Origin of the sequence: Rathayibacter sp. AY2B5 (genome assembly GCF_002931645.1) — a bacterium.
Taxonomy (GTDB): domain Bacteria; phylum Actinomycetota; class Actinomycetes; order Actinomycetales; family Microbacteriaceae; genus Rathayibacter.
On record NZ_PSUE01000006.1, the window covers coordinates 167,050 to 193,429 of the forward strand.

Consider the following 26,380-nt stretch of genomic DNA (forward strand, 5'->3'; position numbering starts at 1 on the left):
TCCGCGCCGGGTGCTTCGCTACCATTCCCTGGTGACGACTCTCGATGACCTGCCCCTCCGCGACGACCTCCGAGGCAGGCACCCGTACGGTGCACCCCAGGCGGTCGTGCCCGTCGCCCTCAACGTCAACGAGAACACCCACCCGGTCCCGGACGACGTGATCGCCGACATCGTCGGGCGGGTCACGGAGGCGCTGCGCACCGTCAACCGGTATCCCGACCGCGAGTTCCGAGAGCTGCGCGACTCCCTCGCCGGCTACCTCGGTCACGGGCTCACCGCGGACGGCGTGTGGGCTGCGAACGGATCGAACGAGGTGCTCCAGCACGTCCTTCAGGCCTTCGGCGGTCCCGGGCGCTCGCTGCTGGGGTTCGCGCCCACCTATTCGATGTACTCGATCCTCGCGTCGGGGAGCGGAACGGAGTGGATCCCCGCTCCGCGCGAGGCGGAGTTCGAGATCGGAGCCGAGTACGCCGCGGAGCAGGTGCGCCGGGCCCGGCCCGACATCGTCTTCCTCTGCGCTCCGAACAACCCGACCGGGACGCCGCTCGACCTCGCCGTGATCGAGGCGGTCTACGACGCGACCGACGGCATCGTCGTCGTCGACGAGGCGTACGCCGAGTTCGCGGGCAGGGGCGCGCCCACCGCGCTGAGCCTCCTCCCCGGGCGACCGCGCCTGCTCGTGTCCCGCACCATGAGCAAGGCCTTCGCCTTCGCCGGCGTCCGCCTGGGCTACCTCGCCGCCGACCCCGCGGTGATCGACGCGCTCCGCCTCGTCCGCCTCCCGTACCACCTGTCGGCCCTCACCCAGGCCGCCGCGACCGCCGCCCTCGCTCACGCCGACGAGATGCTCGCCATGGTCGGCGAGATCATCGTGCAGCGCGACCGGATGATCGACGGCCTGCGCGCCCTCGGCTACCGCCCGTACGCGACCGGCAGCAACTTCGTCCTCTTCGGCGGTGTCGCGGATCCGGCCGCCGTGTTCGAGGGCCTGCTCGCCCGCGGCGTCCTCATCCGCGACGTCGGCATCCCGAACCACCTCCGTGTCAGCGCCGGCACCGAGGAGGAGACGACCGCGTTCCTCGAGGCGCTCGCCTCCCTCCCCGCACCGTCGGCCGACCCCACGGTGGCGCTCTCGCGCGAGTGAGCTCCGCCCGGGGGCGGCGACGCGGCGCGAATAGACTGGGAGGCATGACCTCCCCGAGCGCCGCACCCGGGCGCACCGCCTCCCTCAGCCGTGCCACCAGCGAGTCGAGCATCGAGCTCTCCCTCGACCTCGACGGCACGGGCGTCGCCGATCTCGAGACCGGCGTGCCCTTCTTCGACCACCTGCTGACGGCGTTCGCGAAGCATTCGCTCACGGACCTGCGCGTCCGGGCCCGCGGCGACATCGAGATCGACATCCACCACACCGCGGAGGACATCGGCATCGTACTCGGCACGGCCATCCGACAGGCTCTCGGCGACAAGGCCGGGATCTCACGCTTCGGCGACGCGCTCGTCCCCCTCGACGAGGCGCTCGTGCAGGCGGTCGTCGACATCTCGGGGCGCCCCTACCTCGTGCACACCGGCGAGCCGGAGGGCTTCGCGCTGCACCTGATCGGCGGCCACTTCACCGGGTCGATGGTGCGCCACGTCTTCGAGGCGATCGCGTTCAACGCCGGCCTCACCGTGCACGTCACGGTGCTCGGCGGCAGGGACCCGCACCACATCGCCGAAGCGGAGTTCAAGGCGTTCGCCCGCGCCTTCCGTCAGGCCAAGGCCCTCGATCCGCTCGTCTCCGGCGTGCCGTCGACGAAGGGCGCGCTGTGAGCTCGGCCCGCCCCTCCGTCGTGGTCTACGACTACGGCTCGGGGAACGTGCACTCCGCCGTCAAGGCGCTCGAGCTCGCCGGGGCCGACGTCGAGCTGACGGGGGACCGGCAGCGGGCGCTGGAGGCGGACGGCCTCCTCGTGCCCGGCGTCGGCGCCTTCGACGCCGTGATGTCGGCACTGACCCGCGCCCGCGGCGGCGAGATCATCGAGAAGCGCCTCGCCGGCGGGCGCCCCGTCCTGGGCATCTGCGTCGGGATGCAGGTGCTCTTCGAGCGCGGCGTCGAGCGCGGGGTCGAGAGCGAGGGCCTGGGCGAGTGGCCGGGGACGGTGGACCTCCTCCCGGCCGAGGTCGTCCCGCACATGGGTTGGAACACCGTCTCCGCTCCCGAGGGCTCGGTGCTCTTCGACGGCATCGCCGAGGAGCGCTTCTACTTCGTGCACTCCTACGGCGCCCGCGAGTGGTCGCTCGACGTGATGTCCCCGTTCCCGCGTCCCGCGGTCACCTGGGCCGATCACGGAGGCCCCTTCATCGCCGCGGTCGAGAACGGGCCGCTCTCGGCCACGCAGTTCCACCCCGAGAAGTCGGGGGCCGCCGGGCTCCGGCTGCTGGCCAATTGGCTGGGCACCCTCCGCACGAACTAGGATCGGCCGGTGGTCGGCGCCTCCAGGGGCCGGCACCGGCTCCGAGACTGAGGATGACGATGAGCGAGTTCACCAAGGCCCCGGGCCTGGTCCTCCTGCCCGCGATCGACGTGGCGGGCGGCAGGGCCGTGCGGCTCACGCAGGGCGAGGCCGGGACCGAGACCAACTACGGCGACCCGATCGACGCCGCGGGCGACTGGGCCGACCAGGGCGCGGAGTGGATCCACCTCGTCGACCTCGACGCCGCCTTCGGCCGCGGCGACAACCACGGCATCATGAAGAAGGTCATCCGGCAGGTGAAGGGCGTCAACGTCGAGCTCTCCGGCGGGATCCGCGACGACCGCAGCCTCGAGTCCGCGCTGAGCGCCGGCGCGAAGCGCATCAACCTCGGCACCGCGGCGCTCGAGAACCCCGAGTGGGCCGCGAGCGTCATCGCGCAGTACGGCGACCAGATCGCCGTCGGGCTCGACGTCCGGGGCACCACGCTCGCCGCGCGCGGCTGGACCAAGGAGGGCGGCGACCTCTGGCAGGTCCTCGACCGCCTGGAGGAGGCCGGCTGCACCCGCTACGTCGTCACCGACGTCACGAAGGACGGCACGCTCAAGGGCCCGAACCTCGAGCTCCTCGAGCAGGTCATGGCCCGCACCCACCGCCCCGTGATCGCCTCGGGCGGCATCTCGAACCTCGACGACATCGCCGCTCTGCGCGACCTCGTGCCCCAGGGGCTCGAGGGCGCGATCGTCGGCAAGGCGCTGTACGCGGGCGCGTTCACGCTCGCGGAGGCCCTGGATGTCGCATCCGAGTGAGCCCCGCCCGCTCCGGGCGCATCTGACCGACTCCGCCGGCACTCCCTGGGCGGGCCGGCACTTCGAGCCGAGCGCAGCACCGGAGGACGACGGGAGCGCCCCGGAGGCGCTGGTCGCCGCGCTCGAGTCCTTCACCCGCGGCATTCGCGGCCCGGAGGCCGTGGTCGACGCGCTCCGCACGTCCCGCCTGCTCATCCCTCTGGTCGCCCGCCTCGGCGAGGAGGCCGAGGGGGTCGGGGGACTCCGGGCGGACAAGACGCAGGAGCTCGCGATCGTCACGGTCGCCGGACCCGACGGCCGCACGGTGCTCCCCGTCTTCAGCGGCGTCGAGAGCATGCGCCGGTGGGACCCGGCCGCCCGTCCCGTCCCTGTCGACGGGCGCCGCGCGGCCCTGGCGGCCGTCGCGGAGGGCACCGAGGTGATGGTCCTCGACCCCGCGTCCGAGCGGGCGTTCGCGGTCCGGCGCCCGGCGCTCTGGGCGATCGCGGAGGGCGGCGACTGGCGGCCGGCCCCCGCCGATGCGGAGGTGCTCCGGGCTCTGCGCGCGGCTGCGGAGGGGGAGCGGGCGGTCGCCTCGCTCGAGGTGCGCGCGGGAGATCCGGAGCAGCGCCTGGCGGGGCCCGAGCTCGTGGTGGTCCTGAGCCTGCGCCCGGGGCTCGATCAGGACGCGCTCGGCGCCCTCGTCGCGCGCCTGGGGGAGCGGTGGGCGGCCGACGAGACCGTCGCGCAGCGCGTCGACTCGATGACGCTGCAGCTCGCCGCCGCCCGCTGACTCCCGATCAGGTGACCGGGCCGGTCCACTTCTCGCCCGGGCCCTTGCCGATCGGGTCGGCGATCGGGGACGCCTCACGGAACGCGAGCTGGAGGGTGCGGAGGCCGTCGCGCAGGCTCCGGGCGTGCATGTCGCTGATGTCGGGCGCCCCGGCCGTGACCAGGCCCGCGAGCGCGTTGATGAGCTTGCGCGCCTCGTCGAGGTCGACCTGCGCTCCGGGCTCGTCGGCGAGCCCGCACTTGACGGCGGCCGCGCTCATCAGGTGCACGGCGGCGGTGGTGATGATCTCCACCGCCGGGACCTCCGCGATGTCGCGCGCGGCCTCCACGTCGGAGGCTCCGCCGTCCTCGCCGAATCGTCGCGTGTAGTCGTCGTCGTACTGGGCCATGGGTCCTTCGTTCGTCGTCCGTGGTGGAGGGGCGCGGCCGCCGCAGCAGAGGATCGAGGGGCGGCCGGATCCGCTCTGTCGGGCGGGCCGCCGGTCTGCTATGGTTGTCCGGGCTCCGAGGCATGTCCTCGGTTCGAAAGTGGAGATTCTCCCACCCGCGCTTGACCGCTTCACAAGGTTACCGGGTCAGAAGCACTCCGCCCCCGAGGGTCGTCAGACCACCGGAGGCAGGGCTGCGGCTCTCGAGGTCCGCCTCGGGAACCGCGTCACAGGGTGCGAGCGCCGTGCTGCAGGCACGACGTGGACGGGACGATCACCTCTCTCGGGTGCGCTGGAGAAGACTCCGGCAGCGCAGCTGCACTCACCGAGATCAGAGGAGAAACGCAATCAGCGATCCCCGTACCAACGACCGTATCCGCGTCCCCGAGGTCCGCCTCGTGGGTCCCGCAGGAGAACAGGTCGGCGTCGTCAAGATCGAGGTCGCCCTGCGACTCGCGCAGGACGCAGACCTGGACCTGGTCGAGGTCGCCCCCAACTCCAAGCCGCCCGTGGCCAAGATCATGGACTACGGGAAGTTCAAGTACGAGCAGGCTCAGAAGCTCAAGGAAGCCCGTCGCAACCAGGCGAACACGATCCTCAAGGAGGTCCGTTTCCGCCTGAAGATCGACAAGCACGACTACGAGACCAAGCGCAAGCGCGCCGAGGGCTTCCTCAAGGCCGGCGACAAGGTCAAGGCGATGATCCTCTTCCGCGGTCGCGAGCAGTCGCGCCCCGAGATGGGCGTCCGCCTGCTCCAGCGCTTCGCGGAGGACGTCGCCGAGTTCGGCCAGGTCGAGTCCACCCCGACCATCGACGGTCGCAACATGGTGATGGTCATCGGCCCGCTGAAGAACAAGTCCGAGGCGAAGGCCGAGGCCAATGCGGTCCGCGCCGCTCGTCGCGAGGCCAACACCCCTGAGGACACGGCCGAGGCCGAGTCCGTCTAGTACTTCGCCGCCCCGGCCTCGGGGCCGGTGGACGCCCCGCTCGCGGGGCACCGGTTTCGCCCCGCCGAGCGCGGAGTGACGTTCACAAGGAGAGAACATGCCCAAGATGAAGACCCACTCGGGTGCCAAGAAGCGCTTCAAGGTGACCGGCTCCGGCAAGGTCATGAAGCAGCAGGCCGGCATGCGTCACAACCTGGAGTCCAAGTCCAGCGTTCGCACGCGCCGCCTCAACCAGGACCAGGTCCTCGCCCCGCAGGACGCCAAGGTCGCCAAGAAGCTTCTCGGTCTGTAGCCCACCGCCGGCGCAGCCCGCTGCGCCGCGTGGTCGCTACTCAGCCGACACGGATCGATAGGAAGAAACAGCAATGGCAAGAGTGAAGAGGGCCGTCAACGCCCACAAGAAGCGTCGCGTCATCCTCGAGCGCGCCTCGGGCTACCGCGGCCAGCGGTCGCGCCTCTACCGCAAGGCGAAGGAGCAGGTCACCCACTCCCTCGTCTACTCGTACCGCGACCGCCGCGCCAAGAAGGGCGAGTTCCGTCGTCTCTGGATCCAGCGCATCAACGCCGCGTCCCGCGCGAACGGCCTGACCTACAACCGCTTCATCCAGGGCCTCGCCCTGGCCGGCGTCCAGGTCGACCGCCGCATCCTCGCGGACCTCGCGATCACCGAGCCGGCCACGTTCGCCTCGCTCGTCGCGACCGCGAAGAGCGCGCTGCCCGCCGACACCTCGGCGCCCAAGGCCGCAGCGTAGTCAGCACGGCTTCCCGGAGGGGGTCGCGACCGAGAGGTCGCGGCCCCCTCCGTCGTTCGAGGGCCCTCCCGCGCCGTGTCTGCGGGGGCGGCGATCACCGCGCCGATAGGCTCGCCGCATGCTCGACAACCCCCGCTCTCCCCGTGTCCGCTCCGTGGCGAAGCTCACCCGCCGCCCGGCCCGGCTCGAGACGGGGCTCTTCCTCCTCGAGGGCCCGCAGGCACTCTCCGAGGCTCTGCAGTACCGCCCGGAGCTGATCGTCGAGTCGTTCGCGACTCCGACCGCTCTGGAGCGGCACCCCGAGATCGTCGCCGCGGCCGCCGAGGCGGAGGTGGAGATCGAGTACGTGACCGAGGACGTCCTCGACGCGATGGCCGACACCGTCACTCCGCAGGGCTTCGTCGCGGTCTGCCGTCAGTTCCCCACGTCGCTCAAGGACGTCGTCGCCTCCGAGCCGCGCCTCGTGGCGGTGCTCGAGGAGGTCCGCGATCCGGGCAATCTCGGCACGATCATCCGTGCCGCCGACGCCGCCGGCGCTGACGCGGTCGTGCTGTCCGGCCGCTCGGTCGACCTCTACAACCCCAAGGTCGTGCGCTCCACGACCGGCTCGCTCTTCCACCTCCCGGTCGCGGTCGGCGCCGACCTCGCCGACGTGCTGGGCCGGCTCCGCGGCGTGGGACTGCGCTCCGTCGCGGCCGACGTGAAGGGGGAGGACCTGCTCGACGTCCGCGCCCGCGGGGACCTCGCCCAGCCGACCGTCTGGGTCTTCGGCAACGAGGCGCGCGGCCTCGAGGAGGAGTCGCTCGCCCTCGTCGACGGCGTGGTCGCGGTGCCCATCTACGGGGCGGCGGAGTCGCTCAACCTCGCGACCGCGGCCTCCGTCTGCCTGTACGAGAGCGCCTTCGCGCTGCGTTCCTGAGAGGAACCGGGCCGAGGGTGCCGCGAACCTGGAGAACAGGGCGCGTTGTTACCCTTCGGTTAAGAATTCCCTCATGATTTGACCGGCCCATCCCCGTGTGCTTCTCTGACGGCATGGTCACAGCCCCGCAAGACGAGCGCGCCGCCGCTCCCGCCGGTGAACCCCTCGTCGTCCTCTCCGGGGTGCAGAAGCACTACGGCGACTTCCAGGCTCTGAAGGACATCGATCTGACGGTGCACCGGGGCGAGGTCGTCGTGGTCCTCGGCCCCTCCGGATCCGGCAAGTCGACGCTCTGCCGCACGGTCAACCGGCTCGAGACGATCTCGGGCGGCACCATCACCATCGACGGTCAGAAGCTCCCGGAGGAGGGCAAGGGCCTCGCCGCGCTCCGCGCCGACGTCGGGATGGTCTTCCAGTCGTTCAACCTCTTCGCGCACAAGACGATCCTCGAGAACGTCACCCTCGGCCCGATCAAGGTCCGCGGGCTCTCCCGCAAGGACGCGGAGGCCCAGGCCACGGCACTGCTCGACCGGGTCGGCGTCGGCCACCAGGCCGCCAAGACCCCGGCCCAGCTCTCCGGCGGGCAGCAGCAGCGCGTCGCGATCGCGCGGGCGCTGGCGATGAAGCCCAAGGTGATGCTCTTCGACGAGCCGACCTCGGCGCTCGACCCCGAGATGATCAACGAGGTCCTGGACGTGATGGTCGGGCTCGCCAAGGACGGGATGACGATGATCGTCGTCACCCACGAGATGGGCTTCGCCCGGAAGGCCGCCGATCGCGTCGTGTTCATGGCCGACGGCGAGATCCTCGAGGACACCGACCCGGAGTCGTTCTTCACCGCGCCCCGCACCGACCGGGCCAAGGACTTCCTCTCCAAGCTCATCACGCACTAGAAGCGCGATCCGCAGCCACCAGGCAGGTCGGACCCGTGACCCGGGAGCCGACCCGACATCGCCCGCTCCGGCGGGCCGAACCCCAGGAAGGACGATCATGCGCACCAGGCTCATGTTCATGACCGCGGGACTCGCAGCAGCGACCCTCGCCCTCGCCGGCTGCTCCGGCGACTCCGGAACCGCCGGCGGCGGCGCCGGTGGAGGCTCCGAGGGAGGGACCTCCGCGTACGAGGTCGCCTCCGACGTCACTCTCGAGGGCAGCCCGACCTTCGACGCGATGACCGCGGACGGCAAGGTCGTCATCGGCGTCAAGGAGGATCAGCCCGGGCTGGGCTACCTCGACGCGGCGACCGGCGAGCGCTCCGGGTTCGACATCGAGATCGCGAAGTGGACCGCCGCCTCGCTCGGCTTCGCGGCCGACGCCATCGAGTTCAAGGCGATCCCGTCGGCCAACCGCGAGGCGTCGATCGTGAACGGCGACATCGACTACTACGTCGGCACCTACTCGATCACCGACAAGCGCAAGGAGCAGGTCGGCTTCGCCGGACCCTACTTCGAGACCGGCCAGCAGCTGCTCGTCGCGGCCGACAACGACACGATCACCGGACCGGACGACCTCACCGCCGACACCACGGTGTGCTCGGCCACCGGCTCCACCCCGATCCAGAACATCCGCACCAACTACCCCGAGGTGAAGACCGAGGAGTTCGACACGTACTCGCAGTGCGTGGACGCCCTCGCCGACGGCACCGTCGACGCCGTCACCACCGACGGCGCGATCCTGATCGGCTACGCCGCTCAGCGGCCCGACGAGCTCAAGGTCGTCGGCGAGCCCTTCAGCACCGAGCTGTACGGAATCGGCCTGCCCAAGGACGACGACGCCCTGCGCCACTTCGTCAACGGCATGCTGACCGACGGCGGCGAGACCTGGAGCGCCATCTACGACGAGACGCTCGGCCAGTCCGGCACGACCGTCACCCAGCCGGCGGTGAACGACTACTAGGAGGCGCCCCGGGCGGCCCGACCGCCGCCCGGGGGTCCCCTCTCCTCGACCACCACCACCGCTCCGACAGAAGGGCCAGCCGCATGGATGTCCTGTTGAACAACCTCGACGTCTACGTCCCGGCCTTCGGCAACACCCTGATCCTCTTCAGCGTCTCGCTCGTGTTCGCCCTGCTGATCGGCACGGTGGTCGGCGCGATGCGCGTCTCGCCCGTCCCGATCGCCCGCGCGGTCGGCACGGTGTACGTGAACACCATCCGGAACACCCCGCTCACGCTGGTGATGTTCTTCTTCGCCTTCGGCTACCCCAAGCTCGACCTGCCGCAGGTGGACTACACGAACCTGGCGATCTGCGCCCTCAGCCTCTACACCGCGACCTACGTCGCGGAGGTGCTGCGCTCGGGCATCAACACCGTGCCGATCGGCCAGGCCGAGGCCGCCCGCGCGATCGGCCTCGACTTCGGCCTCACCATGACGCAGGTCGTCCTGCCCCAGGCCTTCCGCTCCGTGATCCCGCCGCTCATGAGCGTCCTGATCGCGCTGCTGAAGAACACCACCGTCGCCGCCGGCTTCTCGGTCGCGGAGGCGGGCACCATCGTCCGCGTCCTCAACGAGCGCGGCGAGAACAGCCTCATCGTCGTCCTCTGGGTGGCCCTGGTCTTCGTGGTCCTGGTCACCCTGCTCTCGCTCGTCCAACGTCAGCTCGAGAAGAAGTGGAGGGTCGCCCGATGAGCTCCGTCCTCTTCGACAACCCCGGCCCCCGGGCCGTCGTGCGCAACCGCGTCATCGGCGTCGTCGTCGTCCTGCTGATCGCGGCGTTCCTCGGCTTCGTGGTCTGGCGCTTCGCGGAGTCCGGCCAGTTCGACGCCACCAAGTGGCGCGCGTTCGGCTACCCGCTGGTCTGGCAGAGCATCGGCGGCGCCCTCGGCCGCACGCTCGCGGCCTTCGCCACGGCGGGCGTCGCCAGCCTCGTCCTCGGCCTCCTCCTGGCGATCGGCCGGCTCTCGGACCGGCGCTGGATCAACGTCCCCGTCACGCTCTTCATCGAGCTGTTCCGGGCGATCCCCGTCCTGATCCTGATGATGCTGATGTACTACGGGCTGCCGTTCGCGGGCCTCAAGCTCAGCCCCTACCTCGCCGTCGTCATCGCCCTGACCCTCTACAACGGCTCCGTCTTCTCCGAGATCTTCCGCGCCGGCATCGAAGCCCTCCCGCGAGGACAGAAGGAGGCGGGCTACGCGATCGGCCTGCGCAAGTCCGGCGTGATGCGGCTCATCCTGTTCCCCCAGGCGATCCGCTCGATGCTGCCCGTGATCATCGCCCAGCTCGTCGTCGCCCTCAAGGACACGGCGCTCGGCTCGATCATCACCTACAACGAGCTGCTGTACTACGCGCGCTACCTGGGCAACCAGTCGAGCCTCGACAGCCCGATCATCCCGGCGGCGATCGTCATCGGAGCGATCTACATCGGCATCTGCCTCCTCCTCTCGGGGCTGGCGAAGTGGATCGAGATCCGCACGAAGAGCGGCGGACGCGGCGGCCGCACCATCGGCGGCCACCCTGCAGCCCGCGCGCAGACGGACACGCAGCTGATCGCTGTGCAGGATTGAACTGTGAGGATCGCCCGAGGGCGATCCTCACCGCGGTCGGCTTCCCGACGGGTCGGGTTCCGCAGAGCGTCCTGCGTCCGGCCAGGAGGAATCGCTCGCACGCGATTCCTCCGTTCGCCTCGAGGGTCCGGCGATCGCTCAGCGCATCGAGCGGTGGTGCTCCGCTCCGGCGTCGTCGACGCGGAGGCGGTGGTGATCGGGGAGTCGCGATCGGTCCGGGCGTCTTCCCGTCCGGCGGCGCCCAGCTTCCTGCCGGTCGAGCAGCCTCCGACCCCGGCGTAGCGAGAACCCGCCCCTGCTGGTCGAGCAGCGCCGGTGGCGGGGCTTCGAGGGCCGTCGGCGCAGACGGGGGCCGGTCGCGGGCGAGCGCGACGAGCGCCGCGCGCGGGCGGCGGGAGGGGGCGGAGGCCCTCGCCTACACTGGGGGATCGTGTCAGACAGCAACCCGATCACCGATGAGGCCGTCTCCGCGGCGGTCGCCGACGCCCTCGCCGCCATCGGCGCGGCGGGCGACTCCACCGCTCTGAAGTCCGCCCGAGCCGCCCACCTCGGCGAGGGGTCCGCCCTCGCCCGCCTCAACGCGCAGATGCGCTCCGTCCCGCCCGAGCACAAGGCGGCGTCCGGCAAGCTCGTCGGCGGTGCCCGCAAGCAGGTGGGCGACGCCTTCGCCGCCCGCGAGGCCGAGCTCGTCGAGGCCGAGGACGCGGCCGCGCTCGAGGCCGAGCGCGTGGACGTCACCGCCGGTGCCAGCTTCGTGCGCCGCGGCGCCCGCCACCCTCTCTCGCTGCTCCAGGAGTCGATCGCCGACGTGTTCGTCGGGATGGGCTGGGAGATCGCGGAGGGGCCGGAGCTCGAGAACGAGTGGTTCAACTTCGACGCCCTGAACTTCGACGAGGACCACCCGGCCCGAGCCATGCAGGACACCTTCTTCGTCGACCCCGTCGACTCGCACCTGGTGCTGCGCACGCACACCTCGCCGGTGCAGATCCGCTCGATGCTCGAGCGCCCGCTGCCGCTCTACGTGATCGCTCCCGGACGGGTGTACCGCACCGACGAGCTCGACGCGACGCACACGCCCGTGTTCACGCAGTTCGAGGGCCTCGCCGTCGACCGCGGCCTGACCATGGCGCACCTGCGCGGCACCCTCGAGCACGTCGCGCGGATCCTCTTCGGCGACGACGCGCGCATCCGCCTGCGCCCGAACTACTTCCCCTTCACCGAGCCCAGCGCCGAGCTGGACGTCTGGCACCCGACCTTCGTCGGCGGTGCCCGCTGGATCGAGTGGGGCGGCTGCGGCATGGTGAATCCGAACGTGCTGCGCGCGGCCGGGATCGACCCGGAGGAGTACTCCGGATTCGCCTTCGGCATGGGGATCGAGCGGACCCTGATGTTCCGCAACGACGTGAAGGACATGCGCGACATGGTCGAGGGCGACGTCCGCTTCAGCGAGCAGTACGGGATGGTGATCTGATGCGCATCCCGCTGAGCTGGCTGGGGGAGTACGTCGACCTCGAGCAGGACGTCACGACGGAGTCCGTGCACGCGGCCCTGGTGTCGGTCGGCCTGGAGGAGGAGGACGTCCACCGCTTCGAGGTGACCGGCCCCGTCGTCGTCGGCGAGGTGCTCGACCTCGCTTCGGAGCCGCAGAAGAACGGCAAGACCATCAACTGGTGCCACGTCCGCGTGGCTCCGGAGGGCGGGCGGGCCGCCGACGGCGGAGAGGACGTCCGCGGCATCGTCTGCGGAGCCCACAACTTCGCGGCCGGCGACAAGGTCGTCGTGTCCCTGCCGGGCGCGGTCCTGCCCGGGCCGTTCCCGATCTCCGCGCGGAAGACCTACGGGCACGTGTCCGACGGGATGATCGCCTCGAGCCGCGAGCTCGGCCTCGGGGACGACCACGAGGGCATCCTCCGCCTCGCCTCGCTCGGGCTCGACCCGGAGCCGGGCACGGACGCCGTCGCGCTCCTCGGTCTCGACGACGCCGCGGTCGAGGTCAACGTGACGCCCGACCGCGGCTACGCCTTCTCGATCCGTGGCATCGCCCGCGAGTACGCCCACGCCACCGGAGCCGCCTTCCGCGACCCCGCTCAGGCGCTCCCTCCGCACGAGCGCACGGAGACAGCGCCCGTCTTCCCCGTGTCCGTGGCCGACGAGGCGCCGATCCGCGGCCGTGTCGGCGCCTCCGTGTTCGTCACGCGCGTCGTTCGGGGCGTCGACGTCTCACGACCGACGCCGCCGTGGATGCTCGCGCGACTGCGACTGGCCGGCGTCCGCTCGATCTCGCTCGTCGTGGACATCACCAACTACGTGATGTTCGAGCTGGGCCAGCCGCTGCACGGCTACGACCTGGCGACCCTGCAGGGCGGCATCGTGGTGCGCCGCGCCGCACCGGGGGAGACCCTCGAGACGCTCGACGGCCAGACCCGGCGCCTGCACGCGGAGGACCTCGTCATCGCCGACGACGGCGGGGCGATCGGCCTCGCCGGAGTGATGGGGGGCGCGCGCACCGAGATCTCGGACGCCACGTCCGACGTCCTGCTCGAGGCGGCGAACTTCGACCCGGTCTCGATCGCCCGGACGGCTCGCCGGCACAAGCTGCCGAGCGAGGCGTCGCGGCGCTTCGAGCGCGGCGTCGACCCCGAGGTGGCCTCGGTCGCCGCGGCCCGGGCGGTGCAGCTGCTCGTGGAGCTCGCCGGCGGCACGGCGGACGAGCTCGGCTCGGTCCTGGCCGACCCGCGCACGGCGGAGCCGGTCGAGCTGCCGGACGGCTACGTCGCAGGCCTCATCGGCGTGGAGTACACCCCGGAAGAGATCCGCGGCGCGCTCGTCGAGATCGGCGCCTCCGTCGAGGCCGGCGGAGCGGGCCTGCTGGTGACTCCGCCGAGCTGGCGCCCGGACCTCGTCGACCGCGCCTCGCTCGCGGAGGAGGTCGCCCGCATCACCGGGTACGACCGCATCCCGGCGATCCTGCCCGTCGCGCCTCCCGGCCGCGGTCTGACCCCGGGCCAGAGGCTGCGCCGCACTCTCGCCCAGGCGCTCGCCGCCGCGGGTCTGACCGAGGTGCTCTCGTACCCGTTCCTCTCGCGCTCGATCAACGACCGGCTCGGCTCGGTCGACGGGGAGCCGCAGGAGCAGATCACGCTCGCGAACCCGCTCGACGCGACCGCGGGCCAGCTGCGCATCTCGCTGCTGCCGGGTCTCGTGCAGGTCGCGGCCCGCAACCGCTCGCGCGGCCTGACGGATCTCGCGGTCTACGAGCTCGGCTCCGTCTTCCTCCCGGCCGCCGGCGGCCCGTTCGGCTCGGGGGCGCTCCCTGCGGGCGGGGCGCGTCCGTCCGCGGAGGTCGAGGCCGAGCTGAACGCGGGCATCCCACCGCAGCCGCGGCACCTCGCGGCACTGCTCACGGGTGCCGCCGTCGTGCGCCAGCCCGGTGTCGCCGGGCGTGACGTCGACTGGCGCGACGCCCTCGACGTGGTCCGCGAGGTCTCCGCGGCGACCGGCACCGAGCTGGTGCTGCGCCAGGGGGCCCACGCCGCGCTGCACCCGGGCCGCACCGCCGAGGTCGTCCTCGACGGCGCGGTCATCGGCCACGCGGGGGAGCTGCTCCCGGCGCTCGCCGAGGAGCTCGACCTGCCGCGCCGCGTCGCCGTGGTCGAGCTCGACCTGGAGCCGCTGCTCGCGCGGGCCGGGAGGGTCGTCGTGGCCCGCCCGGTGGGCGCGCTGCCCGCCGCGACCCAGGACCTCTCGCTCGTCGTGCCGGTCGGCACCGCGGCCGCCGAGGTGCGTGCCGCCGTCGCCGAGGGGGCGGGCGAGCTGCTCGAGGCGATCCGCCTGGTCGACGACTACCGCGGCACCGGGCTCGCCGAGGGGACGAAGTCGCTGACCTTCGCGCTGCGCTTCCGCGCGCCGGACCGCACGCTCACCGCGGCCGAGGCGACGGCCGCGAAGGAGAACGGCGTGGCCGTGGCGGCGGAGCGCTTCGGCGCCCGACTCCGCGAGTGAGGCCGGGGGTCCCGTCCGGTTCGGCCGGGCGGGGCCCCGCACCCGCACCGGCTAGGCTCTCGGGCATGACTTTCTCCGTGGCGGTGGCCGGTGCGAGCGGCTACGCGGGCGGCGAGCTGCTGCGACTGCTCGCCGACCACCCCGAGTTCGAGGTGCGCACGGTGACGGCGCACGCCAACGCGGGTCAGCCCCTCGTCGCCGTGCACCCGCACCTCCGCTCGCTCCGCGACCTCGTCCTCGTCGACACGACGACCGGGAACCTCGCCGGGCACGACGTCGTCTTCCTCGCCCTCCCGCACGGGAAGTCGGGCGAGATCACCGCGACCCTCCCCGAGGACGTCCTCGTCGTCGACTGCGGCGCCGACCACCGGTTGACCGACCCGCAGGACTGGGCCGACTTCTACGGGGGCGACTTCGCCGGGGCCTGGCCCTACGGGCTCCCGGAGCTGCTGATCGGCGGCGGCGGACGCAAGCAGCGCGAGGCGCTCGCCGGAGTGCGGCGCATCGCCGTCCCCGGCTGCAACGTCACGGCGATCACGCTCGGCCTGGCCCCCGGCCTGCACGCCGGAGTGATCGAGTCGTCGGACCTCGTCGCGGTCCTCGCCGTCGGCCCCTCGGGTGCGGGCAAGAGCCTGCGGACCGACCTCCTCGCCAGCGAGCTCCTCGGCTCCGCGCACGCCTACGGCCTCGGCGGAGTGCACCGCCACAATCCCGAGATCCGGCAGAACCTCCTGCTCGCCGGAGCCGGATCCGTCTCGATCTCGTTCACCCCGGTCCTCGTGCCGATGTCCCGGGGCATCCTGGCGACCTCGACCGCGCGCCTCGCCCCCGGCGTCTCCGCGCAGGACGTGCGCGCCGCGTGGGAGACCGCCTACGGCGACGAGACCTTCGTCCAGCTGCTCCCGGAGGGCTCCTTCCCCCGGACGGCCGACGTGGTGGGGGCGAACACCGCTCTGATCGGACTCGCCGTGGACGAGCGGGCCCGCCGCGTCGTGGTCGTCTCGGCCATCGACAACCTGGTCAAGGGCACCGCGGGCGCGGCCGTCCAGTCCACCAACATCGCCCTGGGACTCCCGGAGTCCCTCGGCCTGAGCGTGAACGGAGTCGCGCCGTGAGCGTCACCGCAGCAGCAGGGTTCCGGGCGGCCGGAGTCGTCGCCGGGCTGAAGTCGACCGGAGCGCGCGACGTCGCGCTCGTGCAGAACCTCGGCCCGCTGCAGAGCGCCGCCGCGGTCTTCACGAGCAACCGCTGCAAGGCGAACCCCGTCCTCTGGAGCGAGCAGGTGATGCGCGACGGCGTCGTCTCGGCGATCGTCCTCAACTCCGGCGGCGCCAACTGCTACACGGGTGCTCAGGGCTTCCAGGTCACCCACCGCACCGCGGAGCTCGTGGGCGAGAGCCTCGAGGTGTCCGCCGGCGACGTGCTGGTGTGCTCCACCGGGCTGATCGGCGACCAGCTCGACCTCGCGAAGCTCACCGCCGGCGTGACCGGCGCCTCCGCCGAGCTCGCCGGGGGACCCGAGGCGGGCGAGGCGGCCGCCCGCGCGATCATGACCACCGACACGGTCCCGAAGCAGGCGGTGGTCCGTTCCGAGCAGGGCTGGAGCATCGGCGGCATGGCCAAGGGCGCCGGGATGCTCGCGCCGGGTCTGGCGACGATGCTGGTCGTGATCACGACCGACGCGGCCCTCGAGTCCGCCGCTCTCGACACCGCCCTGCGTGCCGCGACCCGCGTCACCTTCGACCGCCTCGACTCGGACGGCTGCATGTCGACGAACGACACCGTCGCACTGCTCGCGAGCGGCGCCAGCGGCGTCGAGGCCGACGCCGACGAGTTCACCGCGGCCCTGACCGCGGTCTGCCGCGACCTCACCCTGCAGCTGCAGGCGGATGCGGAGGGCGCCGCCCACGACGTCGCGATCCGCGTGCTGAACGCCGCGACCGAGGACGAGGCCGTGGTCGTCGCCCGCGCCGTCTCCCGCAGCAACCTGTTCAAGGCCGCGATCTTCGGCAAGGATCCCAACTGGGGCCGCGTCCTCGCCGCCGTGGGCACGACCGATGCGCAGTTCGACCCGTACGGCATCGACGTCGCGATGAACGGGGTGCAGGTCTGCCTCGCGGGCGAGCCGCACGAGAGCCGCGACCTCGTCGACCTCGCCCCTCGGGAGGTCGCCGTCGACATCGACCTGCACGCCGGCGACGCGACGGCCACGATCTGGACCAACGACCTCACGCACGACTACGTGCACGAGAACTCCGCGTACTCGAGCTGAGGCGGCCATGAGCGACGACACCACTCTCTCGGCCGAGAGCCGCGCCGAGCGCGACGCCGCGCCCGGGAAGGCCGCGACGCTCATCGAGTCGCTGCCCTGGCTGCAGAGCTTCCACGGGCGCACGATGGTGATCAAGTTCGGCGGCAACGCGATGGTGTCGGAGGAGCTGCAGCGCTCCTTCGCCCAGGACATGGTCTACCTGCGCTACGCCGGGATCCGCCCCGTGGTCGTCCACGGCGGCGGGCCCCAGATCTCGCGGATGCTCGACCGGCTGGGGATCGAGAGCGAGTTCCGGGGCGGTTACCGGGTCACGAGCCCCGAGGCGATGGAGGTGGTGCGGATGGTGCTCACCGGCAGCATCAGCCGCGACATCGTCCGCCGGATCAATGAGCACGGCCCCCTCGCCGCCGGCATCTCCGGTGAGGACGCGGGCCTCTTCGTCGGCCGCCGCCGCGGTGTCGTGATCGACGGCGAGGAGCACGACCTCGGACTCGTCGGAGACGTGATCGCCGTGGACCCCGCCGCCGTCCTCGCTCAGCTCGAGGCCGGCCGGATCCCGGTCGTGTCCTCGATCGCCCCCGATTCGGACGACCCCACGCAGTCGCTGAACGTCAACGCCGACGCCGCCGCCGCCGCGCTGGCCGTCGCGCTCGGCGCCGAGAAGCTCGTCGTCCTCACCGACGTGGCCGGCCTCTACTCCGACTGGCCCGACCGCGAGTCGCTCGTCTCGCACATCCGCTCGGACGACCTCGCGGCTCTGCTGCCCTCGCTCGAATCGGGCATGATCCCCAAGATGACCGCCTGCCTCGACGCCGTGCGCGGGGGAGTGCCCAAGGCCGCCATCATCGACGGCCGCATCCCGCACTCGATCCTGCTCGAGGTGTTCACCTCGGAGGGCATCGGCACCGAGGTCGTCGCCTCGCTCGACCCCCGCGACCGGGAGCGAATGTCGGGCCGCTGATCCTCAGCGGCCCCGGCTCCGAGCGCCCGTCCCGTCCGGGACGCGCGCACCGTCGGCCCTCGCGGCCGGACCGCTCCGATCGAAAGGCCACCATGTCCACCCCCACGACCGCGTCCCGCACCGGCTCGGCGCGCGACCGCTACTCCGCCGCGATGATGCAGACCTTCGCGCCGCCGCTCGCCGTGCTCGAGCGCGGCGAGGGCTGCCGGGTCTGGGACGTCGACGGGCGGGAGTACCTCGACTTCCTCGGCGGCATCGCGGTCAACTCGCTCGGCCATGCGCATCCCGTGTTCGTCGAGGCCGTGACGCGCCAGGCCGGTGCGCTCGCCCACGTCTCCAACTACTTCGCGACCGCCCCGCAGATCGAGCTGGCCGAGACCCTGCGCCGCCTCACCGGGGCCGGGGAGACGGGCCGCGTCTACTTCGCCAACTCGGGCACCGAGGCCAACGAGGCGGCCTTCAAGCTGGCGCGGCTGAATGCGGCCGGCGGCCGGCACCGCGTCCTGGCGCTGCAGAACGCGTTCCACGGGCGGACGATGGGCGCGCTCGCGCTGACCGGCAAGGCGGCCATGCGCGCGCCGTTCGAGCCGATGCCGGGAGGGGTCGAGCACCTCGAGGCGAGCATCGAGGCCCTCGAGGCGGCTCTCGACGAGTCCGTCGCCGCGCTGATCGTCGAGCCCATCCAGGGGGAGGCGGGGGTCATCCCGCTGCCGGCCGGCTACCTCGAGCGCGCGCGTGAGCTCACCCGCGAGCACGCCGCGTTGCTCATCGTCGACGAGATCCAGACCGGGGTCGGGCGGACCGGACGCTGGTTCGCGTACCAGGAGGCGGGGATCCTGCCCGACGCCGTCACCCTGGCCAAGGGGCTCGGCGGAGGCTTCCCCGTCGGAGCGCTGGTGACCTTCGGCGAGGCGTCCGACCTCCTGCAGAAGGGCCACCACGGCAGCACCTTCGGCGGCAATCCGCTCGCGACCGCCGTGGCCGGAGCCGTGCTCGCCGAGATCGAGCGCGCCGACCTTCTCGGCAACGCGCGGGAGCGCGGGGCGCAGATCGTCGACGCGCTGACCGCTCTCGACTCGCCCCTGATCGGAGGGGTCCGCGGCGCGGGCCTCCTCCTGGGCATCGCCCTGACCCGGCCGGTCGCCGCCGAGCTCGCCGCCGCCTGCCTCGACGCCGGCCTGATCGTGAACGCGGCGAACGACTCGAGCATCCGGCTCGCGCCTCCGCTCGTGGTGACCGCCGCCGACGTCGCCGAGTTCGCCGAGCGCTTCGGCCGCGCACTGCAGACCCTCTGACCCCGTACCTCCACCGAAAGCGACCAGCACCGTGACCCGCCACTTCCTCCGCGACGACGACATCACTCCCGCCGAGCAGGCCGAGATCCTCGACCTCGCCCTCGAGCTCAAGCGCGACCGCTTCTCCCGGAAGCCCCTCGCCGGGCCGCAGACCGTCGCCGTGATCTTCGACAAGTCCTCCACGCGCACCCGTGTCTCCTTCGCGGTCGGCATCGCCGATCTCGGCGGCAGCCCCCTGATCATCTCGACCGCGAGCAGCCAGCTCGGCGGCAAGGAGACCGCCTCCGACACGGCGCGGGTCCTGGAGCGCCAGGTCGCCGCCATCGTATGGCGCACCTACGCGCAGTCGGGCCTGGAGGAGATGGCGCGCAGCACGCGCGTGCCGGTCGTCAACGCGCTCTCGGACGAGTTCCACCCGTGCCAGCTCCTCGCCGACCTGCTGACCATCCGCGAGCACCGCGGTCACCTCGCGGGACTCACGCTCACGTTCTTCGGCGACGGAGCGAGCAACATGGCGCACTCGTACCTCCTGGCGGGGGCCACGGCCGGCATGCACGTCCGCATCGTCTCCCCGGAGTCGTACTCGCCGGACGCGGCGGTCCTGGCCGATGCGCAGCGCATCGCCGCGACCACCGGCGGATCGGCGATCACCACGACCGACCCCGACGAGGGCGCGGCCGGCTCCGACATCGTGATCACGGACACGTGGGTGTCGATGGGCAAGGAGGACGAGAAGGCGGCGCGCGTCGCGACCTTCGGCGCCTACCGGGTCGACGCCGCCACGATGGCCGCTGCCGCTCCCGACGCGCTGTTCCTGCACTGCCTGCCCGCGGACCGCGGCTACGAGGTGACCGCCGACGTGATCGACGGCCCGCAGAGCGTGATCTGGGACGAGGCGGAGAACCGCCTGCACGCGCAGAAGGCCCTGCTCGTGTGGCTCCTGGAGCGCGCCGGCACCGCCGACGCCGCTCAGTAGACTCGACAGCCGAACCCGAGGAGAACCATGACGGAACGACCCTCCGCCCGCGCGGGCGAGGCCGGAGCCCTCTGGGGCGGCCGCTTCGCCGGCGGCCCCTCGCCCGAGCTCGCCGCGCTCTCGAGGTCGACCCACTTCGACTGGCAGCTCGCCCCCTACGACCTCGCCGGCTCCCGCGCCCACGCCCGGGCGCTCGCCGGAGCGGGCTACCTCGACGACGCCGAGCTCACCGCGATGCTCGCGGCGCTCGACCGGCTCGAGGCTGCCGTCGCCGACGGGAGCTTCGCCGCCGACGAGTCCGACGAGGACGTGCACGGCGCCCTCGAGCGCGGCCTGATGCTCGAAGCCGGTCCCGAGCTCGGCGGCAAGCTCCGCGCGGGGCGCTCGCGCAACGACCAGATCGCCACCTTCGTCCGGATGTACCTCCGCGACCACGCGGCGCTCGTCTCGGAGCTGGTGGTGCAGCTCATCGACGCCCTCGCCGCGCAGGCGTCGGCGCACCCGACGGCGATCATGCCCGGGCGCACCCACCTCCAGCACGCTCAGCCCGTGCTCCTCGCGCACCATCTGCTCGCCCACGGCTGGGCGCTGCTGCGCGATCTGGAGCGCCTGCGGGACTGGGCCGTCCGGGCGGACGTCTCGCCCTACGGCTCGGGCGCCCTCGCCGGCTCGACCCTCGGCCTGGACGCCGAGGCGGTCGCCCGCGATCTCGGCTTCGCGTCGAGCGTGCCGAACTCGATCGACGGGACGGCCAGCCGCGACCTCGTCGCCGAGTTCGCCTTCGTCACCGCCATGATCGGGATCGACGTCTCGCGCATCGCGGAGGAGGTCATCCTCTGGAACACGCGGGAGTTCGCCTTCGTCACGCTCGACGACGGCTACTCGACCGGGTCCTCGATCATGCCGCAGAAGAAGAACCCCGACATCGCCGAGCTCGCCCGGGGGAAGTCCGGCCGCTTGATCGGCAACCTCACCGGGCTGCTCGCGACCCTCAAGGCGCTGCCGCTCGCCTACAACCGCGACCTGCAGGAGGACAAGGAGCCGGTCTTCGACTCGGTGACGACCCTCGAGGTCCTGCTACCCGCGTTCAGCGGCATGATCGCGACCCTCACCTTCCACACCGACCGGATGGCGGAGCTCGCGCCCCAGGGCTTCTCCCTCGCGACCGACGTGGCCGAGTGGCTCGTGAAGAAGCACGTGCCCTTCCGGGACGCCCACGAGATCACCGGCGAGCTGGTCAAGCTGGCGGAGTCGCAGGGGAGGGGGCTCGAGGATCTCGACGACGCCGCGCTCGCCTCGGTGTCGCCGCTGCTCACTCCAGACGTGCGGTCCGTCCTCAGCATCGAGGGATCGGTGGCGAGCCGGGACGGTGTCGGCGGCACGGCTCCCGACCGCGTCGCGGAGCAGCTCACCCGGCTGACCGAGCGCGTCCGGGTCGTGCGCGGATCCCTCCGGGGGGAGCGCCCGTGACCCTTCGAGGAGCGCCGGGCGACGACGGCCGTCCGCCGCTGCGCCCCTGGCAGCAGCGGACTCTGGTGCTCGTCGCCGCAGTCGTCATCGTCGCGGTGATCGTGATCACCCTCGTGTCGGGCCAGAGCTTCTTCTGAGCGCCGACCTCCCCGACCTCGCGCGCTCGGCCCTCGAAGTGGCACCGGAGCTGCTCGGCCGCATCCTCCTGCACCGCACGCCGGAGGGCGTGGTCGGCGTCCGGCTGACCGAGGTCGAGGCGTACCTCGGAACCGGTGAGGATCCGGGCTCGCATGCGCACCGCGGACCGACACCCCGGACGGCTCCCATGTTCGGTCGGCCCGGGTCCGTGTACGCGTACTTCACGTACGGGATGCACACCTGCGTGAACATCGTCTGCTCCCCGGCGGGCGCGGCGTCGGCGGTGCTGCTGCGCGCAGGCGAGGTCGTATCGGGGGAGGATCTCGCGATGATCCGGCGCGGACCCGTTCGCAGCCGGGATCTGGCCCGCGGACCCGCACGGCTGGCGAAGGCCCTCGGAGTCCGTCTCACCGAGTCGGGCGACCCGCTCGAGGCGGCGTTCGAGCTGCTGCCGGGGGAGAGGCCATCCTCCGTGGCGGCGGGCCCGCGCACCGGCGTCTCGGGCCCGGGCGGCGGGGACGACTTCCCGTGGCGCTTCAGCATCCCGGGCGACCCCACCGTCTCGCCCTACCGGAGAGCAGTGCCCCGGCGGCGGCCCGGAGCTCAGCCCGCGAGGTAGAGCCGGGCGAGCACGCCGAGAGCCGCCGACCAGGCGAGGCTCGCCAGCGTGCCGATGATGAACCGCTCGCGCGCCTCCGGGGAGGCGAGCTCGCTGAAGCGGCCGACGCCCTTGATCGCCACCACGACCGCGATCCCCTCGGGGAGACCGCTCATCAGTGCGCCGGCCGTCGCGATCCGCTCGAGAACCCCTATCGTCGTCCCGCCGCGGAGCACCTCGATCGGCTGGCCGATCGCCGAGGGCGCGCTCCCGGCGGCGGGGCGGGAGGATCCGGCGACCATGATGCCGCCGTGGCTGCCGCTGCGGGAGTCGGCCGTCGCGAGCCGGAGGGTGAGCAGCACGATCGGCCCGCCGCCCGCGACCGCCAGCGCGAAGGCCGGCACCGCCACCAGGACGGAGTGGATCGGGGGCGCGGACGGTCCGGCGACCGCCGTGAGGAGGAAGGCGGCGGCCGCCGCCGCGAGGGGGATCCAGGCGAGCTGCGGACGGCGCAGGCGCACGGCCAGCATCGCACCGGCGAGTCCGGCGAGCAGCACGAGCACCACGCCCGTCCACGAGGCGGACTGCAGCGCGGAGGCGAGGAGCAGGGCGGGGGATCCGGGGGGTGCCGTCATCGGGGTGTCCTCTCGTCGGTGGGGTCGAGCGTACGGTCGACCACCGTCAGCAGGCGCGCGAGCGCATCACGGGCGGGAGCGTCGACTCGAGCACTCGCCGCGCGGACCCGGAGGCTGACCGCCTGCGGGCTGACGGCGAGGCGCTCGGCCGCATCCTTCTGGGAGAGGCCGCTCTCGAGCAGGTCGACGATCTGCCAGCCGGCCTCGGAGCGCGCGTCGCGCAGCAGGAGGAGCGGATCGATCAGCGCCTGGACGTCCGCCGGTGCCGGCGCCGCCGTTCCCGGTGCGTCCGGATCGAGGGAGAAGCGCGTCGGCCGGCCCTTCGCCGCCTCGACCGCCCGGCGCGCCGCGAAGTACGCCTCCCCGGTCGCCGCTCTCGTGGTCGCGGGGAGTGGCCGGTCGACGAGGCCGATCCCGAGGCCGATGCTCCAGTGGCCGGTCCGGTGCAGCTCGAGCACGAGCGCGACGACGGCATCGGCCCGGTCGAGCACGCACTGGAACTCGTCGCCCGCCGTCCGCTCCGGGGGCAGGACGAACGACGCCCGACCGTCGTCGATCAGGCTCGCGATCGCCTGGTCCACGCGGTCGTGGTCGTGCCTGCTGTCGCGCTGATCCGCGGTGATGACGAACATCGGACCTCCTCGATCAAGTATCTGCACTTGATCGCCCGGGATCAAGCCTGTGCGCTTGACTCCCGGAGACCGGCTCCTTCCCGCCGCGGTAGCCTGGTCGGGTGATCGACCAGCACCTCCCCGGGTCCGCGACGAGCCCGCAGCTCGACCCCGCCTTCGACTCCGTGTGGGACGAGCTGGTCTGGCGAGGCTCGGTGCACGTGTCGACCGATGCGGGAGCGTTGCGCGAGCTGCTGTCGGGGGAGCCGATCACCTACTACTGCGGTTTCGACCCGACCGCGCCCAGCCTCCACCTCGGGAACCTGGTGCAGCTGATCGTCATGCGCCGGCTCCAGCTGGCCGGGCATCGGCCGCTCGGGCTCGTCGGCGGCTCGACCGGGCTGATCGGGGATCCGCGTCCGACGGCCGAGCGGACGCTGAACTCGCGCGAGACGGTGACGGCGTGGGTCGAGCGCCTCCAGGCGCAGGTGTCCCGGTTCGTTCCCGCGGGCGGCGACAACGGGCTGCGCCTGGTCAACAACCTCGACTGGACCGCTCCGCTGTCGGCGATCGACTTCCTGCGGGAGATCGGGAAGCACTTCCGCGTGGGGACGATGCTCAAGAAGGACGCGGTCAGCGCCCGCCTCAACTCCGACGCGGGGATCAGCTACACCGAGTTCAGCTACCAGATCCTGCAGGGACTCGACTACCTGGAGCTCTACCGGCAGTACGGGTGCGTCCTGCAGACCGGCGGCAGCGACCAGTGGGGCAACCTGACGAGCGGGACCGACCTGATCCACCGCACGGAGGGCGTGTCGGTCCACGCGATCGGCACACCGCTGGTGATGAACTCCGACGGCACCAAGTTCGGCAAGAGCGAGGGCAACGCCGTCTGGCTCGACTCCGAGCTCACCAGCCCGTACGCGTTCTACCAGTTCTGGGTCAACACGGACGACCGTGACGTCGCCGACCGCCTGCGGATCTTCACCTTCCTGCCGCGCACGGAGATCGAGCGCCTGGAGAAGGCCGCTGCCGACGAGCCGTTCCGCCGGGAGGCGCAGCGCGCGCTCGCCTGGGAGGTCACGTCGCTGGTGCACGGAGCGGAGGCGACGCGCTCGGTGATCGACGCCTCGGCCGCGCTCTTCGGCAAGGGCTCGCTCGAGGGGATCGACCCGGTCATCCTCCGCGGCGCACTCGAGGCGGTGCCCTCGATGGAGGCGACCCCGGAGACGCCGGCGCTGCAGGCGTTCGTCGAGACCGGACTCGTCGCCAGCACGGGGGAGGCGCGGCGGGCTCTCGCCCAGGGCGGGCTCTCGGTGAACAACACCGCCCTCCCGTCCGAGACCGTCACGCTCGGCGAGCTCCCGTTGATCGATGGGATCGCCGTCCTTCGTCGCGGCAAGAAGAGCTTCGCCGGGGCCTTCGTCCGCTGACCGCGTGCCCGCTCTCCTCGAGCGGACGCGGATGATGACGGCGTGGGCGGTCTCATCAACACGGTGTCCCGTGTCCGGTGTCCGGTGTCCGGTGTCCGGTGTCCGGTGTCCGGTGTCCGGTGTCCGGTGTCCGGTGTCCGGTGTCCGGTGTCCGGTGTCCGGTGTCCGGTAGCCGGTAGCCGGTAGCCGGTAGCCGGTAGCCGGTGTCCGGTGTCCGGTGTCCGGTGTCCGGTGTCCGGTGTCCGGTGTCCGGTGTCCGGTAGCCGGTAGCCGGTGTCCGGTAGCCGGTGTCGGGTACCGAGTCGGACACTCAGCGACGCACGGCCCCTGAATCGCGACACGCCCGGGACGCAGGCGATTTGCCGCTCGGCCGAGGCCCGACGTAATGTAACTCCTCGTCACCCCAAAGGAGCGGCAAGCGGGAGTCAGGCGCAGAGCGTCGAGACCAGCTGGCCCACCTCAAGCGGGGACCATCCCCTCGCTCCCAGGCCTGTTAGAGATTCGTCTCTTGAAGACTGCGGGATCGCGAGCGTAAGATGCAAAGCCTTCACGGGACACGGTCCCGGCTTCGTTGCAAGGCCTCACGGCCGAGCCCGGTGCAGCGGTGCGGTCCTCGATCGTGCAGCGAACACCACGAAGAAGCCGGACTTGACACGGCCTGCGGATGTGCTAAGTTAGTCGAGTTGCCACGGAGGCGATCGGGACTTCAGTCCTGACAAGCCTAACCGGTCTCGGCAAGCAAGACAAATCGAGTGGCTCACGCCCTCGTACAGCAAACTTCGATCACTTTCGTTGTGAAGCACCGTTCTGGTGTGGAGGCGGGATGTGTCCGATTCTTGAGAACTCAACAGCGTGCACTATGTTCAATGCCAATTTTATACCCCGGCCTTGATCTTCGGATCGGGTTGGGATTCCTTTGGAAATTGATGTCAGCTTCCGGCTTTCGGGTCGGAGAGATGTCTTATTTGCTAGAGGTCAAACTTGACTCTCCTTCTCTTCGGGGTTGGGGGTCGTAATTTTTTTACGGAGAGTTTGATCCTGGCTCAGGACGAACGCTGGCGGCGTGCTTAACACATGCAAGTCGAACGATGAAGCCCAGCTTGCTGGGTGGATTAGTGGCGAACGGGTGAGTAACACGTGAGTAACCTGCCCTTGACTCTGGGATAAGCGCTGGAAACGGCGTCTAATACCGGATACGACCTGCCCCGGCATCGGGTGCGGGTGGAAAGTTTTTCGGTCAAGGATGGACTCGCGGCCTATCAGCTAGTTGGTGAGGTAATGGCTCACCAAGGCGACGACGGGTAGCCGGCCTGAGAGGGTGACCGGCCACACTGGGACTGAGACACGGCCCAGACTCCTACGGGAGGCAGCAGTGGGGAATATTGCACAATGGGCGAAAGCCTGATGC

Annotated in this window: 27 protein-coding genes and 1 rRNA gene; 25 read left to right on the forward strand and 3 right to left on the reverse strand. The window is 71.7% G+C overall.

The window, feature by feature from the left end; genetic code table 11:
* The first annotated feature begins 31 nt into the window (after window positions 1-31).
* The 5 genes from C5C30_RS06635 to C5C30_RS06655 are packed head-to-tail and all read left to right on the forward strand — an operon-like array spanning window position 32 to window position 4,031.
* Complete coding sequence (locus C5C30_RS06635) at window positions 32-1,144, forward strand: histidinol-phosphate transaminase (protein ID WP_181131480.1); 1,113 nt, start codon at window positions 32-34, stop codon at window positions 1,142-1,144.
* Between the two features lie 44 nt (window positions 1,145-1,188).
* A complete protein-coding gene (hisB, locus tag C5C30_RS06640) occupies window positions 1,189-1,809 on the forward strand; it encodes an imidazoleglycerol-phosphate dehydratase HisB (protein ID WP_104224484.1) in 621 nt (206 codons plus the stop codon).
* Window positions 1,806-2,453, forward strand: coding sequence for an imidazole glycerol phosphate synthase subunit HisH (gene hisH, locus C5C30_RS06645; RefSeq protein WP_104309763.1), 648 nt, complete (start codon window positions 1,806-1,808; stop codon window positions 2,451-2,453). The genes hisB and hisH overlap by 4 nt, the downstream gene beginning before the upstream one ends.
* Before the next feature lie 59 nt (window positions 2,454-2,512).
* Complete coding sequence (priA, locus tag C5C30_RS06650; protein ID WP_104224506.1) at window positions 2,513-3,259, forward strand: bifunctional 1-(5-phosphoribosyl)-5-((5-phosphoribosylamino)methylideneamino)imidazole-4-carboxamide isomerase/phosphoribosylanthranilate isomerase PriA; 747 nt, start codon at window positions 2,513-2,515, stop codon at window positions 3,257-3,259.
* Window positions 3,243-4,031, forward strand: coding sequence for an SseB family protein (locus C5C30_RS06655; RefSeq protein WP_104333392.1), 789 nt, complete (start codon window positions 3,243-3,245; stop codon window positions 4,029-4,031). The genes priA and C5C30_RS06655 overlap by 17 nt, the downstream gene beginning before the upstream one ends.
* Window positions 4,032-4,038: 7 nt before the next feature.
* On the opposite strand, the gene C5C30_RS06660 is transcribed toward C5C30_RS06655, so the two are convergent.
* Window positions 4,039-4,419: a DUF1844 domain-containing protein gene (locus C5C30_RS06660; protein WP_104313470.1), complete on the reverse strand. Its 381-nt coding sequence runs from the start codon at window positions 4,417-4,419 to the stop codon at window positions 4,039-4,041.
* 437 nt (window positions 4,420-4,856) lie between these two features.
* Between C5C30_RS06660 and infC the strand changes: the two genes are divergently transcribed.
* The 18 genes from infC to C5C30_RS06745 all read left to right on the forward strand — a co-directional run bounded on the left by infC (window position 4,857) and on the right by C5C30_RS06745 (window position 22,314).
* Window positions 4,857-5,405, forward strand: coding sequence for a translation initiation factor IF-3 (gene infC, locus C5C30_RS06665; RefSeq protein WP_374952931.1), 549 nt, complete (start codon window positions 4,857-4,859; stop codon window positions 5,403-5,405).
* A 97-nt stretch (window positions 5,406-5,502) separates the two neighbouring features.
* The gene (rpmI, locus tag C5C30_RS06670) at window positions 5,503-5,697 is read left to right on the forward strand and encodes a 50S ribosomal protein L35 (protein ID WP_055793295.1); all 195 of its coding nucleotides are present in this window, start codon (window positions 5,503-5,505) and stop codon (window positions 5,695-5,697) included.
* A 73-nt stretch (window positions 5,698-5,770) separates the two neighbouring features.
* Window positions 5,771-6,157 carry a 50S ribosomal protein L20 gene (gene rplT, locus C5C30_RS06675; RefSeq protein WP_104224487.1) on the forward strand — a complete coding sequence of 129 codons (387 nt, stop codon included), beginning with the start codon at window positions 5,771-5,773 and terminating at the stop codon, window positions 6,155-6,157.
* Window positions 6,158-6,275: 118 nt separating this feature from the next.
* Entirely contained in the window at window positions 6,276-7,076 is an 801-nt protein-coding gene (locus tag C5C30_RS06680; RefSeq protein ID WP_104226312.1) for an RNA methyltransferase, read from the forward strand.
* 113 nt (window positions 7,077-7,189) lie between these two features.
* On the forward strand, window positions 7,190-7,969 hold the full coding sequence (locus C5C30_RS06685) for an amino acid ABC transporter ATP-binding protein (protein WP_104224489.1): 780 nt from the start codon (window positions 7,190-7,192) through the stop codon (window positions 7,967-7,969).
* A 97-nt stretch (window positions 7,970-8,066) separates the two neighbouring features.
* Window positions 8,067-8,972, forward strand: a complete 906-nt coding sequence (locus tag C5C30_RS06690) for a glutamate ABC transporter substrate-binding protein (RefSeq protein WP_181073455.1) — start codon at window positions 8,067-8,069, stop codon at window positions 8,970-8,972.
* Between the two features lie 83 nt (window positions 8,973-9,055).
* The gene (locus C5C30_RS06695; RefSeq protein WP_104224491.1) at window positions 9,056-9,703 is read left to right on the forward strand and encodes an amino acid ABC transporter permease; all 648 of its coding nucleotides are present in this window, start codon (window positions 9,056-9,058) and stop codon (window positions 9,701-9,703) included.
* A complete protein-coding gene (locus C5C30_RS06700; RefSeq protein ID WP_104333393.1) occupies window positions 9,700-10,581 on the forward strand; it encodes an amino acid ABC transporter permease in 882 nt (293 codons plus the stop codon). Before C5C30_RS06695 ends, C5C30_RS06700 begins: the two co-directional genes overlap by 4 nt.
* Window positions 10,582-11,011: 430 nt before the next feature.
* Window positions 11,012-12,052 carry a phenylalanine--tRNA ligase subunit alpha gene (gene pheS, locus C5C30_RS06705; protein WP_104333394.1) on the forward strand — a complete coding sequence of 347 codons (1,041 nt, stop codon included), beginning with the start codon at window positions 11,012-11,014 and terminating at the stop codon, window positions 12,050-12,052.
* Window positions 12,052-14,583, forward strand: coding sequence for a phenylalanine--tRNA ligase subunit beta (pheT, locus tag C5C30_RS06710; protein ID WP_104333395.1), 2,532 nt, complete (start codon window positions 12,052-12,054; stop codon window positions 14,581-14,583). Before pheS ends, pheT begins: the two co-directional genes overlap by 1 nt.
* Before the next feature lie 65 nt (window positions 14,584-14,648).
* Entirely contained in the window at window positions 14,649-15,698 is a 1,050-nt protein-coding gene (argC, locus tag C5C30_RS06715; RefSeq protein ID WP_104283775.1) for an N-acetyl-gamma-glutamyl-phosphate reductase, read from the forward strand.
* The gene (gene argJ / locus C5C30_RS06720) at window positions 15,695-16,855 is read left to right on the forward strand and encodes a bifunctional glutamate N-acetyltransferase/amino-acid acetyltransferase ArgJ (RefSeq protein WP_104255576.1); all 1,161 of its coding nucleotides are present in this window, start codon (window positions 15,695-15,697) and stop codon (window positions 16,853-16,855) included. The genes argC and argJ overlap by 4 nt, the downstream gene beginning before the upstream one ends.
* A gap of 7 nt (window positions 16,856-16,862) precedes the next feature.
* A complete protein-coding gene (gene argB, locus C5C30_RS06725; protein WP_104224497.1) occupies window positions 16,863-17,816 on the forward strand; it encodes an acetylglutamate kinase in 954 nt (317 codons plus the stop codon).
* A gap of 92 nt (window positions 17,817-17,908) precedes the next feature.
* Window positions 17,909-19,111 carry an acetylornithine transaminase gene (locus tag C5C30_RS06730; protein WP_104333396.1) on the forward strand — a complete coding sequence of 401 codons (1,203 nt, stop codon included), beginning with the start codon at window positions 17,909-17,911 and terminating at the stop codon, window positions 19,109-19,111.
* 31 nt (window positions 19,112-19,142) lie between these two features.
* Window positions 19,143-20,087 (forward strand): ornithine carbamoyltransferase, encoded by a 945-nt coding sequence (gene argF, locus C5C30_RS06735; RefSeq protein WP_104238645.1) that lies wholly within the window; start codon window positions 19,143-19,145, stop codon window positions 20,085-20,087.
* Between the two features lie 27 nt (window positions 20,088-20,114).
* The gene (argH, locus tag C5C30_RS06740) at window positions 20,115-21,557 is read left to right on the forward strand and encodes an argininosuccinate lyase (RefSeq protein WP_104333397.1); all 1,443 of its coding nucleotides are present in this window, start codon (window positions 20,115-20,117) and stop codon (window positions 21,555-21,557) included.
* The gene (locus C5C30_RS17620; RefSeq protein WP_160034127.1) at window positions 21,554-21,694 is read left to right on the forward strand and encodes a hypothetical protein; all 141 of its coding nucleotides are present in this window, start codon (window positions 21,554-21,556) and stop codon (window positions 21,692-21,694) included. Before argH ends, C5C30_RS17620 begins: the two co-directional genes overlap by 4 nt.
* The gene (locus C5C30_RS06745; RefSeq protein WP_104333398.1) at window positions 21,691-22,314 is read left to right on the forward strand and encodes a DNA-3-methyladenine glycosylase; all 624 of its coding nucleotides are present in this window, start codon (window positions 21,691-21,693) and stop codon (window positions 22,312-22,314) included. The genes C5C30_RS17620 and C5C30_RS06745 overlap by 4 nt, the downstream gene beginning before the upstream one ends.
* Here the strand turns inward: C5C30_RS06745 and C5C30_RS06750 are convergent.
* Complete coding sequence (locus tag C5C30_RS06750; RefSeq protein ID WP_104333399.1) at window positions 22,299-22,928, reverse strand: hypothetical protein; 630 nt, start codon at window positions 22,926-22,928, stop codon at window positions 22,299-22,301. The genes C5C30_RS06745 and C5C30_RS06750 overlap by 16 nt on opposite strands.
* Window positions 22,925-23,560 (reverse strand): DNA-binding protein, encoded by a 636-nt coding sequence (locus tag C5C30_RS06755; RefSeq protein WP_104333400.1) that lies wholly within the window; start codon window positions 23,558-23,560, stop codon window positions 22,925-22,927. Before C5C30_RS06755 ends, C5C30_RS06750 begins: the two co-directional genes overlap by 4 nt.
* A 101-nt stretch (window positions 23,561-23,661) precedes the next feature.
* Between C5C30_RS06755 and tyrS the strand changes: the two genes are divergently transcribed.
* Together tyrS and C5C30_RS06765 are read left to right on the forward strand one after the other, a co-directional pair.
* Window positions 23,662-24,972, forward strand: coding sequence for a tyrosine--tRNA ligase (tyrS, locus tag C5C30_RS06760; RefSeq protein WP_104250196.1), 1,311 nt, complete (start codon window positions 23,662-23,664; stop codon window positions 24,970-24,972).
* Window positions 24,973-25,992: 1,020 nt separating this feature from the next.
* Window positions 25,993-26,380, forward strand: a 16S ribosomal RNA gene (locus C5C30_RS06765); the annotation flags it as partial.

Excerpts from the sequence above, each read along its gene's own strand:
- hisB (WP_104224484.1), top strand. The coding sequence starts at position 1,189 with ATGACCTCCCCGAGCGCCGCACCCGGGCGCACCGCCTCCCTCAGCCGT.
- priA (WP_104224506.1), top strand. The coding sequence starts at position 2,513 with ATGAGCGAGTTCACCAAGGCCCCGGGCCTGGTCCTCCTGCCCGCGATC.
- C5C30_RS06655 (WP_104333392.1), top strand. The coding sequence starts at position 3,243 with ATGTCGCATCCGAGTGAGCCCCGCCCGCTCCGGGCGCATCTGACCGAC.
- C5C30_RS06660 (WP_104313470.1), bottom strand. The coding sequence starts at position 4,419 with ATGGCCCAGTACGACGACGACTACACGCGACGATTCGGCGAGGACGGC.
- rpmI (WP_055793295.1), top strand. The coding sequence starts at position 5,503 with ATGCCCAAGATGAAGACCCACTCGGGTGCCAAGAAGCGCTTCAAGGTG.
- rplT (WP_104224487.1), top strand. The coding sequence starts at position 5,771 with ATGGCAAGAGTGAAGAGGGCCGTCAACGCCCACAAGAAGCGTCGCGTC.
- C5C30_RS06680 (WP_104226312.1), top strand. The coding sequence starts at position 6,276 with ATGCTCGACAACCCCCGCTCTCCCCGTGTCCGCTCCGTGGCGAAGCTC.
- C5C30_RS06685 (WP_104224489.1), top strand. The coding sequence starts at position 7,190 with ATGGTCACAGCCCCGCAAGACGAGCGCGCCGCCGCTCCCGCCGGTGAA.
- C5C30_RS06690 (WP_181073455.1), top strand. The coding sequence starts at position 8,067 with ATGCGCACCAGGCTCATGTTCATGACCGCGGGACTCGCAGCAGCGACC.
- C5C30_RS06695 (WP_104224491.1), top strand. The coding sequence starts at position 9,056 with ATGGATGTCCTGTTGAACAACCTCGACGTCTACGTCCCGGCCTTCGGC.
- C5C30_RS06700 (WP_104333393.1), top strand. The coding sequence starts at position 9,700 with ATGAGCTCCGTCCTCTTCGACAACCCCGGCCCCCGGGCCGTCGTGCGC.
- pheT (WP_104333395.1), top strand. The coding sequence starts at position 12,052 with ATGCGCATCCCGCTGAGCTGGCTGGGGGAGTACGTCGACCTCGAGCAG.
- argC (WP_104283775.1), top strand. The coding sequence starts at position 14,649 with ATGACTTTCTCCGTGGCGGTGGCCGGTGCGAGCGGCTACGCGGGCGGC.
- argB (WP_104224497.1), top strand. The coding sequence starts at position 16,863 with ATGAGCGACGACACCACTCTCTCGGCCGAGAGCCGCGCCGAGCGCGAC.
- C5C30_RS06730 (WP_104333396.1), top strand. The coding sequence starts at position 17,909 with ATGTCCACCCCCACGACCGCGTCCCGCACCGGCTCGGCGCGCGACCGC.
- argH (WP_104333397.1), top strand. The coding sequence starts at position 20,115 with ATGACGGAACGACCCTCCGCCCGCGCGGGCGAGGCCGGAGCCCTCTGG.
- C5C30_RS06750 (WP_104333399.1), bottom strand. The coding sequence starts at position 22,928 with ATGACGGCACCCCCCGGATCCCCCGCCCTGCTCCTCGCCTCCGCGCTG.
- C5C30_RS06755 (WP_104333400.1), bottom strand. The coding sequence starts at position 23,560 with ATGTTCGTCATCACCGCGGATCAGCGCGACAGCAGGCACGACCACGAC.